The sequence below is a fragment of the Streptomyces sp. NPDC096311 genome (genome assembly GCF_044763085.1).
In the GTDB taxonomy this organism is placed as follows: domain Bacteria; phylum Actinomycetota; class Actinomycetes; order Streptomycetales; family Streptomycetaceae; genus Streptomyces.
Genome location: NZ_JBIWFN010000010.1, coordinates 381,347 through 403,327 on the forward strand (window position 1 = coordinate 381,347; position 21,981 = coordinate 403,327).

The 21,981-nt window shown below is 73.0% G+C and carries 11 protein-coding genes; 1 reads left to right on the forward strand and 10 read right to left on the reverse strand.

Features of this window, described 5'->3' with window-relative positions; all coding sequences use genetic code 11:
* Positions 1–106: 106 nt before the first annotated feature.
* Positions 107–1,216, reverse strand: a complete 1,110-nt coding sequence (gene rsgA, locus ACIRA5_RS26710; RefSeq protein ID WP_403694411.1) for a ribosome small subunit-dependent GTPase A — start codon at positions 1,214–1,216, stop codon at positions 107–109.
* A gap of 245 nt (positions 1,217–1,461) precedes the next feature.
* The gene (locus tag ACIRA5_RS26715) at positions 1,462–4,179 is read right to left on the reverse strand and encodes a SpoIIE family protein phosphatase (RefSeq protein ID WP_403694414.1); all 2,718 of its coding nucleotides are present in this window, start codon (positions 4,177–4,179) and stop codon (positions 1,462–1,464) included.
* 158 nt (positions 4,180–4,337) lie between these two features.
* Here ACIRA5_RS26715 and ACIRA5_RS26720 point away from each other — a divergent pair, with 158 nt between their 5' ends.
* Positions 4,338–4,844 (forward strand): hypothetical protein, encoded by a 507-nt coding sequence (locus tag ACIRA5_RS26720; protein WP_403694417.1) that lies wholly within the window; start codon positions 4,338–4,340, stop codon positions 4,842–4,844.
* 27 nt (positions 4,845–4,871) lie between these two features.
* On the opposite strand, the gene ACIRA5_RS26725 is transcribed toward ACIRA5_RS26720, so the two are convergent.
* The 8 genes from ACIRA5_RS26725 to ACIRA5_RS26760 form a co-directional block, all read right to left on the reverse strand.
* The gene (locus ACIRA5_RS26725; protein ID WP_403694418.1) at positions 4,872–6,998 is read right to left on the reverse strand and encodes a hypothetical protein; all 2,127 of its coding nucleotides are present in this window, start codon (positions 6,996–6,998) and stop codon (positions 4,872–4,874) included.
* Positions 6,995–9,130, reverse strand: a complete 2,136-nt coding sequence (locus tag ACIRA5_RS26730; protein WP_403694420.1) for a hypothetical protein — start codon at positions 9,128–9,130, stop codon at positions 6,995–6,997. The genes ACIRA5_RS26725 and ACIRA5_RS26730 overlap by 4 nt, the downstream gene beginning before the upstream one ends.
* Before the next feature lie 58 nt (positions 9,131–9,188).
* Positions 9,189–11,801, reverse strand: a complete 2,613-nt coding sequence (locus ACIRA5_RS26735) for a hypothetical protein (RefSeq protein ID WP_403694421.1) — start codon at positions 11,799–11,801, stop codon at positions 9,189–9,191.
* Complete coding sequence (locus ACIRA5_RS26740) at positions 11,798–15,316, reverse strand: tubulin-like doman-containing protein (RefSeq protein ID WP_403694424.1); 3,519 nt, start codon at positions 15,314–15,316, stop codon at positions 11,798–11,800. Before ACIRA5_RS26740 ends, ACIRA5_RS26735 begins: the two co-directional genes overlap by 4 nt.
* A gap of 136 nt (positions 15,317–15,452) precedes the next feature.
* On the reverse strand, positions 15,453–17,768 hold the full coding sequence (locus ACIRA5_RS26745; protein ID WP_403694426.1) for a VWA domain-containing protein: 2,316 nt from the start codon (positions 17,766–17,768) through the stop codon (positions 15,453–15,455).
* A gap of 57 nt (positions 17,769–17,825) precedes the next feature.
* On the reverse strand, positions 17,826–18,374 hold the full coding sequence (locus ACIRA5_RS26750; protein ID WP_352051505.1) for a Pycsar system effector family protein: 549 nt from the start codon (positions 18,372–18,374) through the stop codon (positions 17,826–17,828).
* Entirely contained in the window at positions 18,371–19,468 is a 1,098-nt protein-coding gene (locus ACIRA5_RS26755; protein WP_403694429.1) for a hypothetical protein, read from the reverse strand. Before ACIRA5_RS26755 ends, ACIRA5_RS26750 begins: the two co-directional genes overlap by 4 nt.
* Positions 19,461–21,980 (reverse strand): hypothetical protein, encoded by a 2,520-nt coding sequence (locus ACIRA5_RS26760; protein WP_403694431.1) that lies wholly within the window; start codon positions 21,978–21,980, stop codon positions 19,461–19,463. Before ACIRA5_RS26760 ends, ACIRA5_RS26755 begins: the two co-directional genes overlap by 8 nt.
* Position 21,981: the final 1 nt, after the last annotated feature.

The window sequence follows — 21,981 nt, forward strand, 5'->3', positions numbered from 1 at the left end:
CCTCAGGGGCGCGGGGAACTGCGCGCCCAGCCCCCACCGGCCGGCGGCCGAAGATCCCACCCAGGGGGCCTGGGGGGGCAGCCCCGGGCCCCCGTTCCGCGCAGGCTCAGTGCCAACGACCCCGTTTGGCGTCCATCGCCGCCCTCCCCTCCGCCCCCTTCCGCTTCCAGTCCCGTCGCATCTCCGCCCGCACCCGCGCATCCGTCTTCGCGACGATCCGCTGGTTCTCCCGCAGCAGCTTGCGATAGCTGGCGAGGCGGCGTTCGGGAAGGACACCGGAGTCGACGGCGGCAAGCACCGCGCAGCCGGGCTCCGCTTCGTGCGCGCAGTCGTGGAAGCGACAGTCGGCAGCCAGCTCCTCGATCTCGGAGAAGACCTGCCCGACGCCGGTCTCGGCGTCCCAGAGGCCGACCCCGCGCAGTCCGGGCGTGTCGATGAGGACACCCCCGCCGGGGAGGGCGAGAAGGTTGCGGGTCGTCGTGGTGTGGCGGCCCTTGCCGTCCACGTCACGCGCGGCCCGTACGTCCATCACGTCCTCGCCGATCAGTGCGTTGGCGAGGGTCGACTTGCCCGCGCCGGACTGTCCGAGGAGGACGGACGTGCCGCCCGACAGCACCGCCGCGAGCACGTCCAGACCCTCCCCGGCGCTGGAGCTGACCGGCAGCACCGGGACCCCGGGCGCCGTCTTCTCGACGTCCTGGACGAGGTGTCCGAGCGTCGCCGCGTCGGGCACGAGGTCGGCCTTGGTGAGGACGACCAGGGGCTGCGCACCGGACTCCCAGGCCAGCGCGAGGAATCGTTCGACGCGGCCGAGGTCGAGTTCCAGGGCGAGGGACACCGCGACGACGGCGTAGTCGACGTTGGCCGCGAGGATCTGCCCCTCGGAGCGCTTGGAGGAGGTGGAGCGTACGAAGGCGGTACGGCGCGGCAGATACGTGCGCACGTAGCGCGGGTTGCCCGCGGGTTCGACGGCGACCCAGTCCCCGGTGCACACGACCCGCATCGGATCGTTCGGCGTCACGAACGCGGTGTCCGCGCGCAGCACCCCATCGGTGGTGACCACGTCGCACTGACCGCGGTCGACCCGGATCACCCGCCCGGCCAGCAGCCCTTCGGTGGCGTACGGGGCGAACTCGTCGGCCCAGACGTCGTCCCAGCCGTAGGGAACGAGCGCGGCGAACGGTGAAGAGGGGAAAGCGAGAAAAGCGGAAGTCAAGGGAGACCCTTCACAAGGGCGGCCCCGGCACGCGCGCTCCGGCGCGGAGAGAAGAGGAAGGTCAGCCGGTGGCCACGGAGGTGGACTTGATGAACTTCTGGATGCGGGCAGCGCCCATCTCGAAGACAGCCATCGGTCACACCTCCCGGACATGCACCAGACGTGCACAAGTCACCCGCGGCAACCCTCGGTCACCGCTCGAACAGGCACGACCATAGAGGCACACGACCCGCGGCGCCATCGAATTACCGCGCACCCGACAGCGATCCCGGGCCGGGCTGCCCGGTGGTCCGTGGCAGTGCCTGTTCGGCCCAGATCACCTTGCCCTGGGGGGTGTACCGGGTACCCCAGCGCTCGGCCATCTGCGACACCAGGAACAGGCCCCGGCCTCCCTCGTCCATGGTCGCCGCGTACCGCAGATGCGGCGAGGTGCTGCTGCTGTCGGCCACCTCGCAGATGAGCGTACGGTCGTGGATCAGCCGTACGTGGATCGGCTCGGAGCCGTAGCGGATGGCGTTGGTGATGAGCTCGCTCAGGATGAGTTCCATGCTGAAGCCGAGCTCGGACAGGCCCCACTCGTCGAGCTTCTGGGACACGGTCTCGCGCATCCCGGCGACGGCCGCCGGGTCGAGCGGCACGTCCCAGTCGGCGATCCGGTCGGACGGCAGCCCCCGGGTGCGGGCGATGAGCAGGGCGACGTCGTCCTTGGGTCGCCCGGGCAGCAGTTCGTCCAGTACGGCCTGGCAGCTCTCCTCGGGCGACCGGTCTGGGTGCCCCGCCAGCGCGTCGCGCAGCAGTTCCATGCCCACGTCCAGGTCACGTCTGCGGTCCTCGATGAGGCCGTCCGTGTACAGGACGAGCTGGGCGCCCTCCTCGATGTCCAGTTCGGCGGTCTGGAACGGCAGGCCGCCCAGGCCGAGCGGAGGTCCGGTCGGCACGTCCACGAAGGTGACGGTTCCGTCGGGGTGGACGAGCGCGGGCTCCAGGTGGCCCGCACGTGCCATGACGCAACGACGCGTCACGGGGTCGTAGATCGCGTACAGGCAGGTGGCGCCCACGACGCCCGCGGCACTGTCCGTGCCCTGCTCGTCCTGGTCGATGCGGCCGACCAGGTCGTCGAGATGGCTCAGCAGCTCGTCGGGGGGCAGATCGAGGGTGGAGAAGTTGTGCACCGCGGTCCGCAGCCGCCCCATCGTGGCGGCCGCGTGCAGACCGTGGCCGACCACGTCGCCGACGGCCAGTGCCACCCGGCTCCCCGGCAGGGGAATCACGTCGAACCAGTCCCCGCTCACGCCCGACTGGGCGGGCAGGTAGCGGTAGCCGACGTCGAGGGCGCTCTGCTCGGGCAGGGCCCGCGGCAGCAGGCTGCGCTGGAGGGTGACCGCCACCGCGTGCTCGCGGGTGTAGCGGCGGGCGTTGTCGATGCTGACCGCGGCGCGGGCCACCAGTTCCTCCGCCAGCGACAGTTCCTCCTCGTCGAAGGGCTCGTGCTGCTTGGCGCGCCAGAAGTTGGCCACGCCCAGCACGACACCGCCGGCCTGGATCGGGGCGGCGATGAGGGAGTGGATGCCGTAGTCGACGATCTCCTTGGTGCGCTCCGGGTCCTGCGCGTGCCAGCCCAAGGCGGTCGACAGATCGGTCACCAGTTCGGAGCGGCCGCTGCCGTAGCCGCGCGCCTGGGGCGTGGAGGGCACGAAGTCGATCAGTCGGCCCCTTTCGTAGAGCGGATGGTCGTTCCGGAGGCCGCACACGGCGATGCGTCGCAGGTCCGTCGCCGTGGGGGCCGGCTCCTCGCCGTGCAGCACGGCGTCGGCCAGGTCGACGGTGACGAAGTCGGCGAAGCGGGGGACGGCGACCCGCGCCAGCTCGTCGGCGGTGCGCCGTACGTCCAGGGTGGTGCCGACGCCGAGTCCGGCGTCGTACAGCAGCTTGAGCCGCTCCCGTGCGACCTCCGCCCGGCCGGTGACCGCCTGGAGCTCGGTGGAGTCGCGCAGCGTCACGACCGTTCCCTCGATGCCTCCGTCGCGCCCCGTGGGCCGCTGGTTGACCGCCAGCAGCCGCTCCCCGGCGAAGTGCACCTCGTCGGTGGCCTCGCGCCCGGAGACGAGCAGCTCCACCGTCCCGGGGTCGAGGTTCGACAGCTCCGACACCAGTCGCCCCTCGGCGTCGGGGGGCAGCTCCAGCAGCCGTCTGGCCTCGTCGTTCGCCAGCAGCAGCCGCCCGTCGCCGGCGACGATGAGCACTCCTTCGCGTACGGAGTGCAGCACCGTGTCGTGATGGTCGTACATGCGGGTCATCTCTTCCGGGGCCAGGCTGTGGGTCTGCCGGCGCAGCCGCCTGCCCACCAGTGCCGTCACCCCGGTGGACACCACGAGTGCCCCGGCCCCGGCGCCCAGGATGATCGGTAGTTGACGGTCCACCTGATTGGTCACGTTCTTGACCTTCAGACCAGCCGACACCAGGCCCACCACCTTGTCCCCGGTGTTCTTGATGGGAACGGTGGCCTGCACCTCGTGGCCGAGCGGGCCGTGGACGCTCTCCGTGTAGACCTGCCCCGCAAGCGACGGCCCGATGGTGCCCACGAACCGCTTTCCGATCCGGCTCGGCAGGGGGTGGGTGTAGCGGATGCCCTTGGTGTTCATGACCACGATGAAGTCGACCCCGGCGGCCTTGCGGGCCGCCTCGGTGAGCGGCTGGAGGATCTTGCTCGGATCGGGGCTCCGCAGTGCCGCCACGATCCCGGGAGCGTGCGCGAAGGTCTCCGCCGTGGCTATGGAGCGGCGCTTGGCCTCGGCGGTGGTGTCCCGCTCCGACTGCAGGGCAAGGGCGAACACACCGCAGGCCACGAGCAGCACGACCAGGGCCACCTGAAGAACGAACACCTGCCCGGCTACGCTTCGCGGGCTTCTGCTGACCAGTGGCCTGAGTGAAAAGCGTCGAAAACCGGCGAAACGATTCGCCATGTGACCTTTCTAGCACTGGCGATCCCGAGCGGCCATGGCCCACCCGTGGCCCATGATCGCCCGGGGACGCGCCCACCCGCCGAGGGCAGCGGCACGAGCGCGGCTGGTGGCACCCCTCCGCTGTACCGTCTCCGGGGACGATCACCGGGAGGGGCGGGATGACGAATGATCTCCGGTTCGGTTGGGAACTGAGCGGCAGTGGCTGGGCGACTTACCGCATCGCGGACAGCTCTTCGCAGTGGCAGAGCTTCGTCAGCTACTGCACCGATGCCCTGGCCGACCTGCTCCATGGTGTCGCGGGTCTCTACGGCACCTTCGCCGTCCAGCGTTTCTCCTTCGACCTCGAACCGGCCGAAGTGAGGTGGGTCCTGCGAGGCAGGGGCTCGGACGTCGATATCGCGATCTATCGGTTTCCCGACATGTCCACGAGCTTGGACGTGCCCGACCGAGAAGGCACACCCTCCTGGACCTCCACGCAGACCCGCGGTCTCCTCGGGCACGTCGTCATGGAGGCCGCTCAATCGGTGCTTCGGCTCCACGGTGAGGACGGCTATCTGACGAAGTGGGTTCAGCACCCGTTTCCCGTCGCCGCCCTGCAGGACCTCCGTCGACTGCACCTCCAGCACGACGGGTGTGAACGCGAGCACGATGGGGCGTTTCCGTAGCCCGGACACACCTTGACACACCTGGGTTCACAGGACGATCAGGACGATGGTGATGAGCACGGCGATCACGGCGAAGCCGACTCCCATCACACAGCCCGGGTTGTTCGTCAGGTCGGAGAGCCGGGACGTGAGGGTGGGGGGTCTCGGCGGGGTGGAGGAGGGTTCCGGGACCGTCGTGGGGGCCGGGACGGTGTAGGGCGGCTGGGAGGCGGACAGCTGCTGCGGAGCGGAGAGCGTCTGCGGGGCAGAGGGCGGCTGCGGGGCAGAGGGCGGCTGCGGGGTGGAGGGCGGCTGCGGGGTGGAGGGGGCTCGCTCGCCCCGGCTGAGCACGTCGCGCAGGATCTGCTGCCACAGGACCGGCGGCAGGTCGGGGACCTGGCCGTTCGCCGGGGCGATGATGCTCTGACGGAGCCAGTTGCCCCCGGTGGGGTGGCTGTCCCGGGTCATGCGGTGGAGCAGCTCACGCAGATCGCGCAGATAGCGCTCTTCCCGGGCCAGCGGGGCGACGGCCCAGGTGAAGAGGTCGGCGGCCCGGGTGACCATGGCCGTCCTGGAAACGGGTTCCGGGCCCTGTCCGTACGGCGTGAAGTACAGGCCGTTGTGGAGCACCTCCGCGCACAGGTCGTGCCGCATCTCCGGTCGGCGCTCCTGGAGGCGGTGCTCGTTGCCCAGCTCGTCGAGCAGGAGTTCCACGGACTCCGGTGGCAGATCGGCGGAGCGCAGCTCGCCCAGGAGCAACTCGTCGGGCAGGGCACGCAGACGCGCCGCCAGGAGGCCGCGTTGCATGTGGTTCCCGCGCCGATGGTCACGGAGGTCCTCGTGGAGCCCGTACGCCTCGTGGGCTGGAGTCCGGACGGGCGTCTGGACCGGCGTGCGCAGCGGGCGCGGAGGGGCCATGGGGGGAGAATCCCCGGGTGCCGGGGCCGCGTAGGTGTCCGGATGCGGGTCGGCGTACGAGTCCGGGTGCGGGTCGAGGTGCGGGTCGGGATACGCGTACGGCTTCGGGAGCCGCGGCGGGGGCGCGGTCTCGGCCCGTTCCCGGTCCGCGCCCCGTTCCCGGTCCTCGTCCCCCTCGTCCCCCTCCCCGGCCGGGCCCGGTTCCGCGGAGCGGGGCGCGGGCGCGTCGGTGCGCGTGCCGGTCCGGCGGTCGGTGCTGAGGATCTCGTGCAGCAGGACGCGCCGCCGCGCCCACTCCAGCCCCGCGCCGCCGGCGAGCTCATCGACCAGCTGGGGCACCCCGGCGGCGGCGTCGGGATGCGCGAGGAGGTGATCCAGGAGGTGGTCCACCAGTCGGGCGGCCGCCTTGTGCTCGAAGTGGGGGGTGACCCGACGGCCCGTGACCCGGGCCAGCGGACCGGCCCCGCCCGCGTCCGGCTCCCAGTGCGGGACGCACGTCAGACGCAGCTGATGGGTGTCCACCGTGTCGTGGGTGGCGAACGTCCACTCCTGCCCCAGCCAGCGCCCGAAGAGCAGGAACAGCCCCAGATACGCCACCGGCACGGTGTCCTGGTCCGGCCAGCCGGGCTGCCCCTTCTCCTCCGCGAGCAGCGACACCCGCTGCGCCGGATCGCGCAGCCACTCCGCGGCGACCAGGATCAGCGCGTGCTTGACCGCCGGCAGCAGTTCCAGCATGGCCGGGAGCCGCTTGCGCGCCTCTGCGTCGAGCTGGGCGCACTCGATCACGCGCAGGCGTCCGGAGGCCTTCTCGGCGGACTCCCGGCTGCCCCAGCCGCCGTAGGAGAGGCCGAGGCACTGGCGGGTCTTCAGGGTTGCGGGGTCACCGATCAGGACATGGCTGATCGTGCTCGGCCGGCCACCTCGGTCGGTGGTGGGCCAGCGCTGGACCAGCATGACGTCGCCGTCGCGGGACAGGGTGCGTACGACGCTCTGCCGTGCGGCGGCCGTACCGGACACCCACAGCAGCGGGCCCAGTTCCCGGCCCAGTTCCTCGGCGCGTTCGGCCGGGCAGGAGTGGGCGACGGCCTTCATGCCGGTGCCCTGGCGGCCCTGGTTGCCGTCCCACCGGAAGACGACCTGATGCACCGAGCCCCCGGCGCCGCCACCGCCCGGCCCGTGCGCGCCGGCCCGCTCCCCGTGGGCGGCCGGGCTCCTCCGCTCCCGGAAGTCGCTCGCTCGATCCTGGAAGTCGCTCACTTCGCCTCACCTCGCGCGGATCCCGCGGCTCCCACCGCTCCCCCGGTTCGTCCGGCCCTCGCCGACGGCACCGCCTCGAACGCGGGCGCCTCTCCCACGGCGAACGCCTCGGCGCCGCCCGGCACTTCGACCATCCCGTGCAGCGCCAGCAGCGCCAGCAGCGGCTCCAGCACCCGCCGGGGCCCCGCCCCCGCCGGATAGCGGCCCTGGTCCTCCTGGCCGCCGGTGGCCGACGCGACATGCAGGGTGCACCGGCGGATCGCGTCGAAGGGGCGCAGCCAGGCCGGGCCGGCGTGCTGCCGCAGCAGCCCGTACACGTCCCGGCTCTCCTCACGCGTCCGTTCGGGGTCGAGTGAGGTGGCCGGTGCCCGGCCCAGCCACCGGTCGACGGGCGGCTGGAAGCGCAGGAGGTCCGCCTTGCCGAGCACCATCGCGGCGGCCACGTCCAGATACGGTCCGTTCTTCGGCAGCCGGTCGAGGACGGTGCCGAAGGCGAGGTCGCCGTCCCGGTTCACCTCGACACCCCAGCGTTCCCTGGCGTGGTCCAGATGCGGCAGCGGAAGGGCCAGCGCCGGGTCGACGACGAAGATCAGGGCGTCGATCCCGAGCAGGAAGCGCAGCGCGGCGTCGGTCCGTACGAGGTCCTCGCCGCCGAGGTCGAAGAAGGCGACCGGGCGTACCTGCCCGTGGGTGTCGGTGATGAGGAGGGACTCCACGAAACGCGCGAAGCCGTCCAGGCCGAGGGCGCCGGTGTGGTCGAGGACCTTGCCGTTGCGCAGCGGCTGCACCCGTTCGCGTACGAATCTCGCGTGCTGCTCCGGGTTGACGGACTGCCACTTCAGGCCGAACGGCTCCAGGCCGCCGTCGGTGATCTCCGCGATCATCTGGGTCAGCAGATGGCTCTTGCCGGTGGACGACTGGCCGACCATCGCGACGGTCAGCGGGCGGCCGTAGGTGAGGTAGGGCACCGGGATGAAGTGCTCGGGGAAGTCCCGGTCCGCGGTGCACTTCTGGACGGCACCGCGCATGACGTCCTGGCGGCGCAGGGCGTTGCCGATCGTCGAGACGTCCAGCGGCGTGTACTGCATCCTGCTGTCGGTGACGAAGAGCGAGGCGAGGTCGAGCTGGATGTGCTCCAGGCAGTACGGGCACAGCACCTGGCCGTCGCTGCTGCGCCCGGCCGGTGTCCCGGGCCCCTGGTGGGTGACGGGTGCCTGCCGCTTGAGGCGCAGCGCCTGCTCGAACGCCTCCCGGTGCGCGCGGGTCTCGTCGGCGGGCACGGTGAGCGTAACGCGCCGGGCGGCCCCCGGCGCCAGCAGGTCGAGCAGTTGCGCGGGGGTCGGCCGGTCGGCCGCCAGCGGGGCGAAGGCGCCCCGCAACGTCTCGGCGAGCACCCGGTGTTCGCCGAGGTCGGTGGGTGCCCGGTCACCGGGTCCTGGCCGGCCGGTCACCAGCTGGTAGAGCACCTGGGCGGCGCTCCACACCGCGTCCCGGGGGTCGACGAGCCCCTCGCCCCTGCGCTGCTCGGGCGAGCAGTAGGGCGCCCGGCCCCACCGGGTCCTCGGCCGTCCGGTACGGGCCGCCCCCTCCAGTCCCCAGAGCTGGACGGAGGCGCCGTCCCAGAGCACGGTGGCGGGCGAGATGCCCCGCAGCACCAACTCCTGGCTGTCCAGCAGGCACAGGGCGAGCATCAGGTCGCGGGTGAGGACCCGTTGGTCGGTCGCGGACATCACATGGGTACGCGCGAGGGCGGCGCCGCGCGGCGCGGCGTACAGCAGGAACGGCTCGGCCGCGTCCAGTTCGTAGCCGACGATCCTCGGGAAGAGCGCCGTGTACTCCGTGTCGTCGAGGGCCCGGTGCAGGTGCAGGGCGGTGCCCGTCTCCGCGTCGAGCAGGGCGCGCGCGGCCGGGTTGGCCGCGTCGGCGGCGTTCAGGCGGACCTGGACGCACTGCTGCCCCTCGTCGTCGAGCAGTCCGTTGCGGATCAGCTGGGGCAGCAGCGGATCGCGGCGGGACTCGGGGCCGAAGCGGACGGGGGCGACCCGGCGCCGGCCCGAGGGGACGGTGAACGCGAGCGTCTTCCAGCGCGGGCCGTCCGGCTCCGTCAGGCGGGGTTGCGAGGTGCTGGTCACCAGCGGTTGCCGTCCTCTCGGTCGTACGGGTGCGCCGGGCCGGGGTGCGGGGTGCGGGTCACCAGCTGTCGCCGTCCTCACGGTCGTACGCGTTCTCGCGGTCGTACGCGTCCGCGCCGTCGTACGGGTCGAGCCCGTCGGCCGGGGAGTTCTGGCGGGAGCGGACGGTGTCCACCACGCCCATCCGCAACGGAGTGAGCCGGACCAGGCCGGCGTAGCGTCCCGAGGAGGTCCACAGCGTCTGCTCCGGTGGTACGCAGCCGGTGGTCCGCCAGGTCTTCTCGACCTCGTCGCGCACGGCCCGAGGCGCGAACCTGATCCACACCGCGGCCGCCGGGTCCCGGCTGAGCAGCGTTCCCTGCTCGGGTGAGGAGAGCTGGACCACGGCCTGCCGGTCCGCCTCCGTGCCGACCAGGTCGGCCACCCGGCGCGGGTCGGTGCCCAGCAGGTTCGCCGAGCCGGCCCGGGTGCGGTGGTCGGCGGCGAACGGGGGCGGGGCCAGTACGCCGTTGTGCTGGAGGTGGCGGCGGGCCGTCGAGAGCAGGTCGCGGACCCGTTCCTCGGTGCGCCGGACGGCGAGGGCGCCGGCCTGGCCGCGCTCGACTGCACCCCAGTAGGGCTCCATCGCCACCATCGCGGCGTCCGTCAGATCACCGGCCAGGGCGGCGACGAGCTCCGGTCCGCCCTCACCGTTCTCGCGGTCCAGCCAGCGCGGAACCCCCGCGGTGCGGTCCGCCCACGGGTCGGCGGGCCCCGCGGGCTCCGCGAACTCACCCCGCGCGCCGGGCTCGCCGGGCTCGCTCCAGGAAGCCCCGTCCTGCCAGGCGTACGCGCTCGCCCAGTCACTGTCCCCGTCGTCGGGCACCGCGAACGCGTCCGTCTCCAGGACCGAGGCACTGGCCAGCCAGTCGTCCGCGTCGAGCGGCTCGGGGCCGGACGCGCCGGTGACCGTGGGCCGCTCGGGCTCGGGCACCGCCTCGACCGCCGCGGCGGCGGCCGTCGCCCGCAGCATGCCGGCGACGGACCGGGCCGCGTCGGCGCAGTGCAGGCGCTCCTCGACGGCCCAGTGCTCACGGACCGCCTCGGCCAGCAGCTCATCGAGCCCGGCCAGCGACTTGCGCAACGCGGCGGTGGCGTGGAAGGCCGCCCAGGAATCGATCGCGGCGCGCCACAGCCGGCGTGCCGTCTCCACCGCGACACCGAGGCCCACCAGGAGACCGGCGGCGCTCAGCCAGAGCGGGGGCTCGACCGCGTACGCCACCGCCACACCGGCCGCGGCGCCACCGAGTGCCGCGGCCCGGGGACCCCAGCCCCAGCGGCCCGGGCGTCCCGCGCCTCGCAGCCTGGCCGCGCCGAGCAGCGCCACCGCGAGGAAGACCAGCGGGACGGCGATCGCCAGCGCCGCCAGGGGCCCCCGCCACAGGCCGCCGAGCAGCCCCGCCACGGCCGCCGCGGGCAGCGCGCCGCGCCCCGTGGCCACGATGCCGTTCCCCACGACGGGCCGCCGGGACACCGCTTCGGTGGCGTGGTCGGCGAGTTTGCGCACCAGTGCCGAACCCGGTACGGGCTCCACCCGCCCGGCAAGCCCGGTGAAGCGCTGGGCCACGGACCGCAGGGCGAGCCCCTGTCCCAGCAGCTTTCCGGCGAACTCCCGCAGGCCCTCGCCGATCCGCTCCCCCATGCCCTCGGCCGAGGGCACCCGCAGACCGAGGGCCCCGAGCCGGGCCGCCGTCTCGGCGGCGGACGGCGCCGTACCGGAGCCGCCGCCGCGCAGGGCCGTGCCGACGAGGTCCCGGTACTCGCCGAGCGCCTGGTGCGCCTGGTCGAGGTCCGCCTCGAACGCCTGCCTGCGGGAGGCCCGCAACAGCCCGGGCAGGGACCGCAGTCCGGCCAGCGCGTCCTCGGCGTAGTCGAGGGCCTGTGCGCAGGCGGCGTATGTGCTGTCCGCCACGCCGCCCGGCTCCCGGTGCCGTTGGTCGCGACCGCCCCGGCCCGCCACCAGACTCCGCAGCGGCTCCGGCAGATCGGCGCCGGAGGAGGCGGTCGCCAGCAGGTCGGGGGCGAGTTCAGTGTCCTCCCCCGCGAACCTGAGGAGCGCGTCGCGCCAGGCCCGGTCGCGCACCTCAAGGGGCAGGTCCTGCTCCAGCAGCCGCACGCCGGGGGCGGCGACGGCGTCGGGCAGCGCCCCGAGGCCGTCGAGGACCTTCAGGTAGACGTCCGGGACCGACAGCACGTCCACCAGGACGGCGAGCGCCTCCGGGGCGTCGGGCTCGGGCTGTTCCAGCGCCGTGCGCGCGGAGCGCAGATCGCCCGCCCACAGCAGGGCGGTGCCCGAGGCCCGCAGCACCGCGGGCCGTACCAGGCGCCGGTCGGGCTGGAAGGCCTCGTCCTCGCCCGCGTACGAACCGGGTGCGCTGCCCACCAGCAGGACCAGGATCCTGACCTCGCCCACGGCCCGGTAGGCGGTGAGCAGTTCGTACTGCCGCTGGTGGTCGGTCAGCCCGGCCGGGGTGTCGACCACCAGGAACAGCGGGTCGTCGGGTTCGGGCAGCCCGGCCCGGCCCAACTGCCGGGCGACACTGGCCCGCAGGGACTTGGCGGTGTCGAGTTCCGCCGCGCCGCTGCGCAGGTCCAGCTGGATGACGGTGCCGAGATCTTCGGACGTCTTCACTCCGGGTCACCGTCCCAGGGGTTGCGGCGGGGGCGTTCGCGCTCGCCGTCGTCGCCGTACGGGCCGGGGTCACCGGGCTCGTCCCAGGGCGCCGAGGGCCGGTCGGCGCCGCTGGAACGCCCGTTGACGCGGTCACTCAGGTCACCGCGATCGGCCCGATCATCGCGACCGGCCCGGTCACCACGATCACCGCGTTCGGCGTCGTACCGGTCGTCGTAGCCGTCCACGGACGCGCGGCGCGGACGTTCCTCCGTGCCGCTCGGGTACTTGTCGAAGGAGGCGCGCGGTGCGGTGCCCCAGTCGTCGTCATCGGGCACGGCTCGCCGGGGTTCGGGGAACTCCTTGCGCACGCGCGGCGCGGGAGTTCCGCCGCGTACGTGCTCCAGCAGCGTGCGCAGCGTCGGCTGGACGGCGCGCTGGTCCCCGAACTCGGTGTCCAGCGCGGCCGGCAGTGTCTTCGCCCAGAACTCCCACAGCGGGCGCACCCAGCCCTCGACCCGCTCGCCGCCGCGCTCCCGGCGCTCGGCCAGCAGTTCCAGCTGGCGCGGGGCGGTCTTCTCGACGAGTTCGACGAAGAGGGGATGCGGTTCGCTCGCGCTCCTGGCGAGACCGAGCGGCTGAGCCCCCATCAGTTCGCGGCAGTAGTCCTCCACGGTCCGTTCGTCGTCGAGGACGGTCCAGCGTTCGTACGACCGCAGCAGTTCCGCCCAGCTCGACACCCCGCCGGGGAAGTCCCCCAGCCGCAGCCGGACGCCGGGCACATGGGCGCCCTTCTCGGGGAACAGCCGCAGCCTCAGCCGCTCCGGCGACGCCGGGTCGCCGTCCACCACGTCGACCTGGCCGTTCCACATGCAGCACAGCAGCCGGTACAGGATGACGCGGCGGTCCTCCTCACTGCTCACCATCCAACTGTCCCGGTAGCCGAGCCGCTGCCGCCAGCGCAGTACGTCCTGGGCCTGCTCGGAGTCCTTCGCCCTGGCCCACTGGCGCAGCACCTTGCGGGCCTCGGGGACCTGGGTGAGGCTCATCTCGCTGCGGAAGAGGACCACGGTGACGGAGTCGCTCTCCACTCCCCGGTACTCCACGGAGTTCTTGGCGTCGGACGGCAGTCGCAGCGCCTTGCCGAGGTACTCCTGCACCTCCTCCACGGCCTGCACCCGCGGGTGGGTGACCAGGACCCGCAGCGGTCCGGTGCCCTCCGGGGTGAAGCCCACCGGCAGCAGCCCGGTCAGCTTGCGGCCGAACAGGTCGAGCGCCTCCTTGCTGACCTGGTCGGCGGCGTCCGCGTCGCCCGCCGCGGCGGCCAGCAGGGTGCCCATGGCCGGCAGCAGCGGGCGTTCCTCCAGGTGTTCGCCGCTCTCCGCGAACAGCCGGGTGATGCGGCCCTCCAGCTGTGCCTTGACGACCGCGACCGCGTTGTCCGGGTTGCGGCGGCTGAGGGTGTGGACCTCGCGCCAGGTGTCCCCGTCGATCATCCTGAGCAGGAGCGCGGCCTCGTCGTCGTTCTCGCGCATTCCCTCCCTGCGGATCAGCCGGGTGACGACGTCCTCGTAGAAGTGGTTGAGGGTGCGCTGCGGCGGGAGCAGATACGAGATCCCGGTGCGGTCCTCGTACAGTTCGAGGCCCTTCTGCGCGGAGACCTTGCGTTCCTGGTCGGAGTGTTTGCGGAAGGCGTTGACCAGGCGTCCGAGGTCGGCCCCGGCCGTGTTGGCGGGCGGCTGCCACTGCTGCTGCTGTTCCCGCCAGGCCTCGTGCCACACGGTCCGGCTGCGCCACTGGTACCAGAGGTCCTGCTCCTGGAGGGCGGCCTGCACGTCGTCGTCGCCCCAGCGGGCCGGTGACATACCGGCCAGCCTGCCCTTGATCCTGGGGGTCTTGGGCGGCTGATCGGTCACGCCCGGCGGGCGCTGGGGGGCGCGGGAGCGGCTGTCGAGCATGCCGAGGAAGCCGAGCCGGGCGATCGGTTCGTCGCTGTCCTGGACGCCTCTGACGATGCGTTCGGCGAGGAAGGGGTCCACGGTCTGGAGGAGTTTGTCGATGGCGGGGCGCGGGGCGAACCGGTCGGCCATCGAGGCGGCCTGGCGGTCGGCGATGGACTGGAGGTCGGACAGCAGCCGCTGCATGTCCGTGAGCCGTTCGCCGAGCGCCTGCTCGATGGCCTTGCCGCCGCGCGGCAGCGGATCGGGTTCCGGGACGGCCAACTGGGCGCGTTCCCACAGCTCTTCGAGGTGGGAGTCGGCGAACAGCTGCCGGATCAGCGGCACCGCGTTGTCGCGCAGCGCGGCACGGGGCCGCTCCACGAGATCGGTGACCGCCTCCCGCAGCAGGCGGCCCGCCACCAGGTCGGCCAGTTGGTCCATGGGGGCGGTCATGGAGGCCACCAGGCTGGTGGAGACGCCCTGCCGGCCGATGCCGGTGGGGGACACGGCGCTGCGGTGCACGCCCCGGTTGATGAAGCTCGCGGCGAAGGTCTGGAAGTCGTCGTCGGTCGCCGTCGCCCGGCCCCGGGGGCGGCTGTCGCCCAGTTCGGTGCCGATCAGCGACATCACCAGGGAGACGATGGAGCGGCGCAGGTCGTCCTGGCGGATGCCGGCGGTCGGGCTGAACAGGAAGGCCGTGGGCAGGATGCCGGTGCGCAGCCGGATCGGTGTCGTGCCCGGGTAGCGGATGCCGAGCCCGGAGTCGAGGTCGAGGTCCAGGTCGCCGATCTCCGTTCCCTCGCTCGGCGCGTTCTGCGCGTCGACCAGCCGGAACAGGTCGACCAGCGCGCGGGCCGCGTTGAGCTCCGCCTCCCGTCCGCCGCCGCCCGCCGAGGAGAACGAGGACGGCATCACGACCAGCGGGTAGATCTTCACCCCGTCGAAGCGGCGCAGCTGGAAGGCGTGGTTGATCAGGTGCAGATAGTCCAGGAAGATCCCGGCGCCGGTGCCGCCGGCCACCGAGAAGGCGACGAACACGTCGCAGCCGTTGACCTTGCCGCCGCCGAGCTCGGCCAGTTCACCGGCGGACTTGGCGATCGCGTCGATCGCCTGGAGCAGCGGTTCGAGGACCGGGGTGAGGCTGTGCCGGAGCGTGGCGAACAGGGCGGCCCGTCCGACGGTGGGCAGTTGGCCTGCGCCGTTGTGCAGCGGGGTGACCTTCGGTTCGTCGGTGCGCGGCGGCAGCCAGTCGGCGACCTCGTCGCGCAGGCTCGCCCTGAGCATCTTGGTCAGTTCGGGTGACGCGTCGAAGTTCGGCAGCAGGTTGTGGGTGGCCCGGGAGGTACGGGAGTACGCGGCCCGCAGCGAGGGGTCCACGTTGAACTGGGGCAGCCGCTGGAGGTCGGACTCGCTGTAGTCCGCGTAGACGAACTGGAGGCAGTCGGGCAACTGGTAGGGGGCGTGTCCGCTGAGGTGGCTGAGCGCGACGCCGTCCGGCCCGCACAGCTCGGCGCGCAGTTTGCGTTCGAGTTCGGCGCCGACCAGGCCACCGGTGCCGCCCAGGCCGACGAAGAGCATCGGCTGGAAGATCTTCATGGGTTTCCTCCCCGCTTACGGCCGCCCTGGCGGCCGGTTCGTGCTCGGTACGTCCGTGGAGTGCGCGCGGCACGGCGGCCGGGCCGCGGTGCGGTGCGCGGGGGCGGCCCGGTGACGCGTCGGGCCGCCCGTGGCGTCACAGGTACGACCCGTACGAGCTCCCGCTCTCGCCGGTACCGGTCGCGGAGGTGGTGGAGCCCGCGGTCGTCCGCGCGGAGGGCCGCGGTCGGCGGACCTTCGAGGCGCGGGTGTCCTCGCCGAGGGCCAGGCTCAGCGTGTCGGTCAGCTGGACCTGGCCGCGGGCGGGCAGCGGGGTCCGGCCGCCGCCGCGCTTGCGCAGCACCGCTCCGCCCTCGGGGCTGCGCTGGACGGCGTACGGGCCGTGGGCGCGCCGTTCGATGCGCGGGCTGCGGTGGGGTTCGACGACGGCGAACTCGTACCACTGCTTGTGTCCGTGTCCTGCGAGGTGCTCGCCGAGCACGTCGCCCTCCGCGGAGACCAGCCGCAGCACCAGGCCGAACGGGTCCCTGCGGGTGCGGCGTTGGCGCAGCCGGGCGAGGACCGCCACGGTGGCCAGCGCGATCAGTGCGGCGGCGGACATGAACGCCCACCAGTACTTCGCCCAGATGCCCGGCTCGGGTGTCACCCGCACCGAGAGCGGGGTGCGCACCAGTGTCCGGTCGTGGTCGGTGGTGTCCACGACGGTGACGGTGCCGCCGAGTTGCAGTCCGCCGTCGCCGAGGCGGTCGCCGAAGACGTCGCGGGGGGCGACCTCGACCGTGACCTTCCGGGTGCCGGACTCGCCGGGCTTCACCTGGATCTCGGCCGGGGTGACGGTGAGCAGTCCGGACTTGAGGTCGGCGACGGACAGCCGCAGGGTGTGCGCGGTGTCGCTGATGTTGTGGACGGCCAGCGTGCCGGTGACCGTGGAGCCGGGGTGGGTGTTCGCGGTGGGCAGTTCGAGCGCCGTGGTGACGGGCAGTGCGCCAGGGGCGATCTCGCCGCCCTCGCTGCGGGTGTCGGCGCTCAGCCCCGAGGCCGTCAGCGTGCCGCTCACCTTCAGTGCCCCGTCGGCGCTCTTGGGGATCTTCACGGAACCGGTGAAGGAGCCGTCGCTCGCCTTGGAGTCGGGCCCCTGGCCGTCGTCGGTGAGGCGCAGCGCCAGCGGGTCGAAGCCGTCGCCGGTCAGTTCACTGCGGACGCGCAGCCCCTCGTAGTCGCGTGCGTCCTTGATCTCGTAGCCCTCGCGGGTCTGCAGGCGCATGGTCACCGTGACCTTGTCGCCGGCCTGCGGGGACGGCGGGTCCATGCTGATGGCGCCGCGCAACTCGCCCTGCCACAGCACGCTGACCGCGACGGGCAGGGAGCGGTGGCCCTCCGGGGCCTCGGCCTTCACGCGCCAGGTGCCGGGCACCGGATCGACGATCTTCAGCGCCTCCACGGTGCCGCTGCCGCCCGCCAGCTCGAAGCCCGACCTGCGGTACGTCCCCGTGGTGGGGACCTGGTGGCCGTTGGGGTCGAAGTAGGTGATCTTCACCTGGGGGTCGCCCTTGTCGACGACGATGCTGCCCACGGTCGCCAGCGGCGAGATGCCGATCTCCAGGGTGGCGGGGGGCCGCTTGCTGGGGCCCTGTTCGTGGCGCAGGCAGTGGGCGGCGGCGAAGATCTTCTCCAGCATGGGGCCGACGTCCTTGGCCCCGGAGACCTTGCCCGCGCTCGGGCGGGCGGAGGGCAGTGCGACGCAGCCCTTCTGGTATCCGCCGGCGGCGATCCGGTCGAGCTGCGCCTTGTCCGGGTCGGATCCGAAGCCGAGCGGCCAGATCTGTACGTGCTGGGCGGCGGCGTTCTCGAGCTCCTGCGTCAGCTGCTGTTCGCCCTCGTCCTTGCGGTGCGCGGGGTCGCCGTACTTGGGGCTGTCCTGGACGTCCAGCTTTCCGTCGGTGAGCAGGAACAGCACGCGGGGCTGGGAGGGGTCGGTGCCGGTGGTGAGGTCGTGGACTCCCTGGCGTATCGCGCTCGGGAAGTCGGTGCCGGTGCCCTCGTTCTTCGTGCGGCCGCGCAGTTTGTCCACGCAGGTGCCGATCGTCTCGCGGCCCGCCGCGTCCAGCGTGGTGCGCGGGCAGACCGGGTCCACCGCGCGCTGGGCGTCGGACTCGGCGGCGGCGAAACCGAAGACGGTGGCGTGGGAGGACGAGGAGACGTCGCCGAGCGCGATGCGTGCGGCGGCGGCCTTCTCGGCCTTCATGTCCTCGGGTGCGAGGCTGGCGGACTCGTCCACGGCGATGGAGTAGTTGACCGCCGGGAAGGCGGGTTCGGAATCCGCCGCCGCCACCGGATCATGACCGGCGGGTGCCAGCAGGGACACGAGCACCGCCCATCCGCCGAGCGCGCCGACCGCGCGGCGGCGCACCCGGCCCCTTCCTGTCTGCCGTCTTCCCGTGATGCGTTCCACGGCCGTCCCCCTGGTTCCTTGGTTCGTCTCTGTGTCGTGTACGTGCTGTGCCGCGTGTCAGCGGGCGGTCAGGCTCCAGGCCAGCGCCAGCGCCGTGGAAGGGGCGAGCGAGCCCACTCCCCAGCGGATGGCCCGGTACTTGGCGGACAGGATCGAGCTGACGTCCACGGCCTGGACGAGCAGCCATCCGGCGGTGTCGCGTCCGGCCTCGGTGACGTCGGCGGTCAGCCCCGCGAGGTCGCGGGGGGCCAGCAGGTCGCCGAAGTACGTCACCCCGTCCCGGCCGCGGACCGTGCGGGTGCGCGGCATGAGCGCCCCGACCAGCGCGGTGACCGCGACCACCCAGAGCACGCTCGCGAGGATCAGCGTCACGTCGGCGAGCCCGCCCCAGTCGGGCGGGCCGTGCCGCCCGATCAGGAACGCGGGCAGCGCCAGCGTTCCCGAGAGCAGTACGGCCGCTTTCGCGTCGGCCCGGCCGAGGTCCTCCCTGACCGTGCTCAGCAGCCGTTCGGCGATGCGCTCCCCCCGGTCGGACCCGTGCGGACCCCCGTCCGGCACGGGCCCGACCGGGTCGGGGGAGGTGCGCGCCGGGCCGTCGCCGGTCACCGGTCCTCCTCCGCCCAGGACCATCCGTCGTCCCGGGAGCGTGTGCGGCGGCGCGGCGGTTCGGGTTCGGCGTCCTGGGGGTCGCCCGAGTAGGGCTCTCTCGCGCGTGGTCCCCGGTCCGCCCGGGAGGGCGGTTCGTCCGCCACCCAGTCCGGGGTGAACGGCTCGTCGGCGGCCGGCGCCAGCTGCGGGGTCTCGCGGCGGGCGGGCAGCGAGCCGATGGGCCCCTGGAGGGGGTGGCGGCCCTGGTTGAGGAGGTTGAGGGCCTGGGTCTCCATGTCGTTGGACTGGATCTGGCCGCTGGCGACCATGGCGAAAAGCCGGTCGACCCGTTCCTTCTCGTCCTGCCGGCCCTCCTGGCGGATCTTCTCCAGGAAGTCCTTGGCCGCCTCGGGTTCGGCCGCCAGCATGTAGCTGAGCTGTTCCAGCTCACCGCCCTGCAGCATCTTGCGGAACGCGGCCTGGTGCACCCGGGTCACCTCGGCCGAGGCGTGCGCGTCCCGGATGCCGTCCATGTGCTCGATCGTCCGGTCGTCCACCCGCAGGCGGACGTACAGCCGTACCCGCATGCCGAGTTCGGTGCCCAGCTCGGCCCAGCGCCCGCCGGCGCACTCCAGGGTGATGGCGCGGTCGGCCTGTTCGGCCTGAGTCACCCGATAGGCCGAGGACACCTCGCGCAGCCGCTCGAGGACCGGGGCGGTGAGCCGCTGGGCGACGTCGGTGACGACCTCGGTGGCGGTCAGATGGGGATCGGTCACCGTCCAGTGGATGTCCACCTCGGCCTTGAAGAAGGTCGTCCCGCCCGCGGCAGGCAACTCCATCTGAAGCGTCGTCACATAGGTGCCGAGCGCGATCTCGCAGACGGTGTACGGCCGGGCCAGCGCCCGCTTGTCGACGTGCCGGACACCGGAGACGGTGACCACGCTGTAGCCGCCGTTGCGGTAGAACAGCACCGAGGCCTTCTGGGCGCTCACCTGCGGGTATCCGCCCGTCGGCGCGTACTCCCGCAGGAAGGGACCCGCGAGCCCCGCGGCCGCCTTCCGCGCCCTCAGCCGCTCCCTCGCCTTCGCCCGCGCGTCCTGGTCCTCAGCCATGGCTGTCCTCCTCGCCCGTCCTCTCCTTCGGCGGGACGGCGAGCCACCACAGGGTGCGCGCCTGAGCGTCGGGGAGCGGATTCTCCGGATCGTTCATCATTCGGCGCAGCAGCCAGTCCAGCCGCCGTCGGTCGTTCTCCTCGGTCGCCAGCGCGGGCAGCAGCGCCGCCAGCCCCGGCCGGGTCCCCTCGGTGCCGTCCCCGCGCACCGCCGAACGCAGCAGGGACTCCAGCGCGTCCAGGGCCACCTCCTTCGAGCGCGCCGTGTTCAGCGCGCTCCACATCAAGTCGGCCATGGGGAGCACGAGTTCGGGGCGGGGCACGGCGAGGGCGAGCGGCAGTGGCCAGTCGGCGCGGTCGGCCAGCGGGGAGTCGGGCTCGTCGGACAGCACCTCGTCCACCGAGGTCACGGCGAGCCGGACGGTGGTCACCAGACCGAGGTCCTGGTACGCCGTGCGCTTGTGGTGGGTCCAGTCGGCCACCCGCCGCAGCACCTTGGCACCGTCCGGGAGCGCCAGCAGCCGTACGGCGTTGAACGAGGCGACCGCCAGTTGCTCCCCGTCGTCGCGGACCCCGATCCGGGCCAGGGCGTCCAGGGCGTCCTCCGTCGTGTCCGCGGCGTTCCCGTACCCCAGTGCCATCGCCGCGGTCCAGCGCAGCGGCTTCGTCCCGTACCTGCTCCAGTCGTCGACCAGCTTGCGTACCGCCTTGCGGTGCGACGCATGACCGGCCGCCTGGTCGAGGGTGGTGGCCGCGAAGATCCTCCGGCGGGGCGTGGCCGCCTCGGCGAGCGGCCGGATCAGCTCCGCGTATCCGTGGTCGAAGTCCCGTGCGCACAGCTCCCCGGCGGCCACCGCGGCGCGCATCCACACCTGGGGGCGTGGATCGTCCGCGAGCAGCCGCAGCCAGCGCACGATCGGTGCCCGGACGGGGAAGTGCCGGTCCCAGATCTCGGTGAGCACCGCGGAGGGCAGGGCGGATCCCCGGTACCAGATCAGCCGGGCCGGAACCTCGGTTCCGGCCACCTCGAGCCGGCCGTCGGTCAGTTCGGCGCGCGAGAGAGCGAGATCGGCTTCCGGGTCGTCGCAGAACAGCGGCCGGGCCGGGGTGTGGTCCGGATCGCACTGTACGGACAGTTCCCAGGTCAGCAGGTGGGCGGCGGCGGCCACGGCGCTGTGCGAGGCGCCGCCCAGTACGGCGAGGGCGATACGGAACGCCACCGGGTGGAACAGGGCCGCCGTACCCGGCCGGCCCGCGCCGCCCTCCGGCCCGGCGGGGGGCGCCGTCAGCGCCCGGTCCACTCCGGCGAACCACTCCTGGGCCTGGTCGGCGGCGAGGCTCCGGCAGCCGGCCAGCAGTTCGTCCCGGGAGACCTCCCCCAGCTGGTGTCCGGCCAGCAGCGAGGCGAGCAACTCGGCCTCGGCGGGGCGCAGATCCTTCAGTCCGACCGCGTCCTTGACGTCCTGGCGGACCGCCAGTTCCTCCGCCCCTGCGAGCAGGTCCGCCAGCCGGACCTCACCGTCCGGGGCGGCGGCATGCTCCTCCAGCCGTTCCCGTAACCGGGTGGTGAGCAGTTCCTGGGTGGGTGCGGGAGGGCAGAGCTTGCCGTACCGCCCGGCCAGCAGCGGGTTGGCCGCCGACCCGACCGTGACGACGACCACCGCGTACGACTCGCACCGGGCCAGGGCCGCGGCGAGCCCGTCGAGGTCCATCTCGTCCGGGGGCAGCGCACCGGGCCCGGTGAGGGAGAGCTCCAGCAGATACCCGGAGCCGCGCCGTGCCTCCTCGCCCTCGCCGGCCAGGGAGCCCGCCAACTTCCGTACCCCGCCGTCCGGATCGACCCGGCGCACCCGGGATCCGGTCCCGGGCTCCGTGCCCGTGGGATCCGCCGCGGGGCCGGTGACCTCGTCGAGGAGCGAGAGCGCGGTGCTGGTGCGTCCGGTGCCGGGGGCGGCGACGAGCACCAGCAGCCGACGGGTACCGAGGACCTTGCGCAGCTGTACGTAGCCCCGCGGTTCCACATGGACGCGGCGGAGCCTGCGCAGTTCCTCGTCGGGCACGGGTCCGCTGCGCATCCCCGCACCGGAGTGGCGTGCGTCCATCCGCAGGTGGATGTCGCCGATGTGGGCGCTCTGGAAGTACGAGCGGTCGAAGCTGTTCAGGTCCCGGCCGGTGTCGAACAGCATCCGGGTGGCGCGGCGGGCCCGCGAGGCGGCGGCGAGGTCGGTGGTCCCGTCCTCGCCCTGCTCCTCGGCGAGCGGATCGCGGGTGTGCTCCTTGAACCGCCCCGCGGCGCGCTCGCGTTCCTCCTCCTGCTTCTTCTCCTGGTCCTTCTTGACGTCGCCCTCTTCCGGGGCGTCGTTCCCTGCGGCTCCCTCGTCGCCTTCGGCCCTGCCCTCGTCGGCACGGGGCGGGTCGTTCCTGGCCTTCCCGTCGGCCTCGGGCGAACGGGCGTCGGCCCCCTTCTGGGGTGCGGGCTCGGCGGCGCCGCCCGCCTGCTGATCGTCGCTCACT

Bases quoted from the DNA above. Each gene is read 5' to 3' on its own strand.
- ACIRA5_RS26740 (WP_403694424.1), bottom strand. From the start codon at position 15,316: ATGAAGATCTTCCAGCCGATGCTCTTCGTCGGCCTGGGCGGCACCGGT.
- ACIRA5_RS26715 (WP_403694414.1), bottom strand. From the start codon at position 4,179: ATGGCGAATCGTTTCGCCGGTTTTCGACGCTTTTCACTCAGGCCACTG.
- ACIRA5_RS26755 (WP_403694429.1), bottom strand. From the start codon at position 19,468: ATGGCTGAGGACCAGGACGCGCGGGCGAAGGCGAGGGAGCGGCTGAGG.
- ACIRA5_RS26720 (WP_403694417.1), top strand. From the start codon at position 4,338: ATGACGAATGATCTCCGGTTCGGTTGGGAACTGAGCGGCAGTGGCTGG.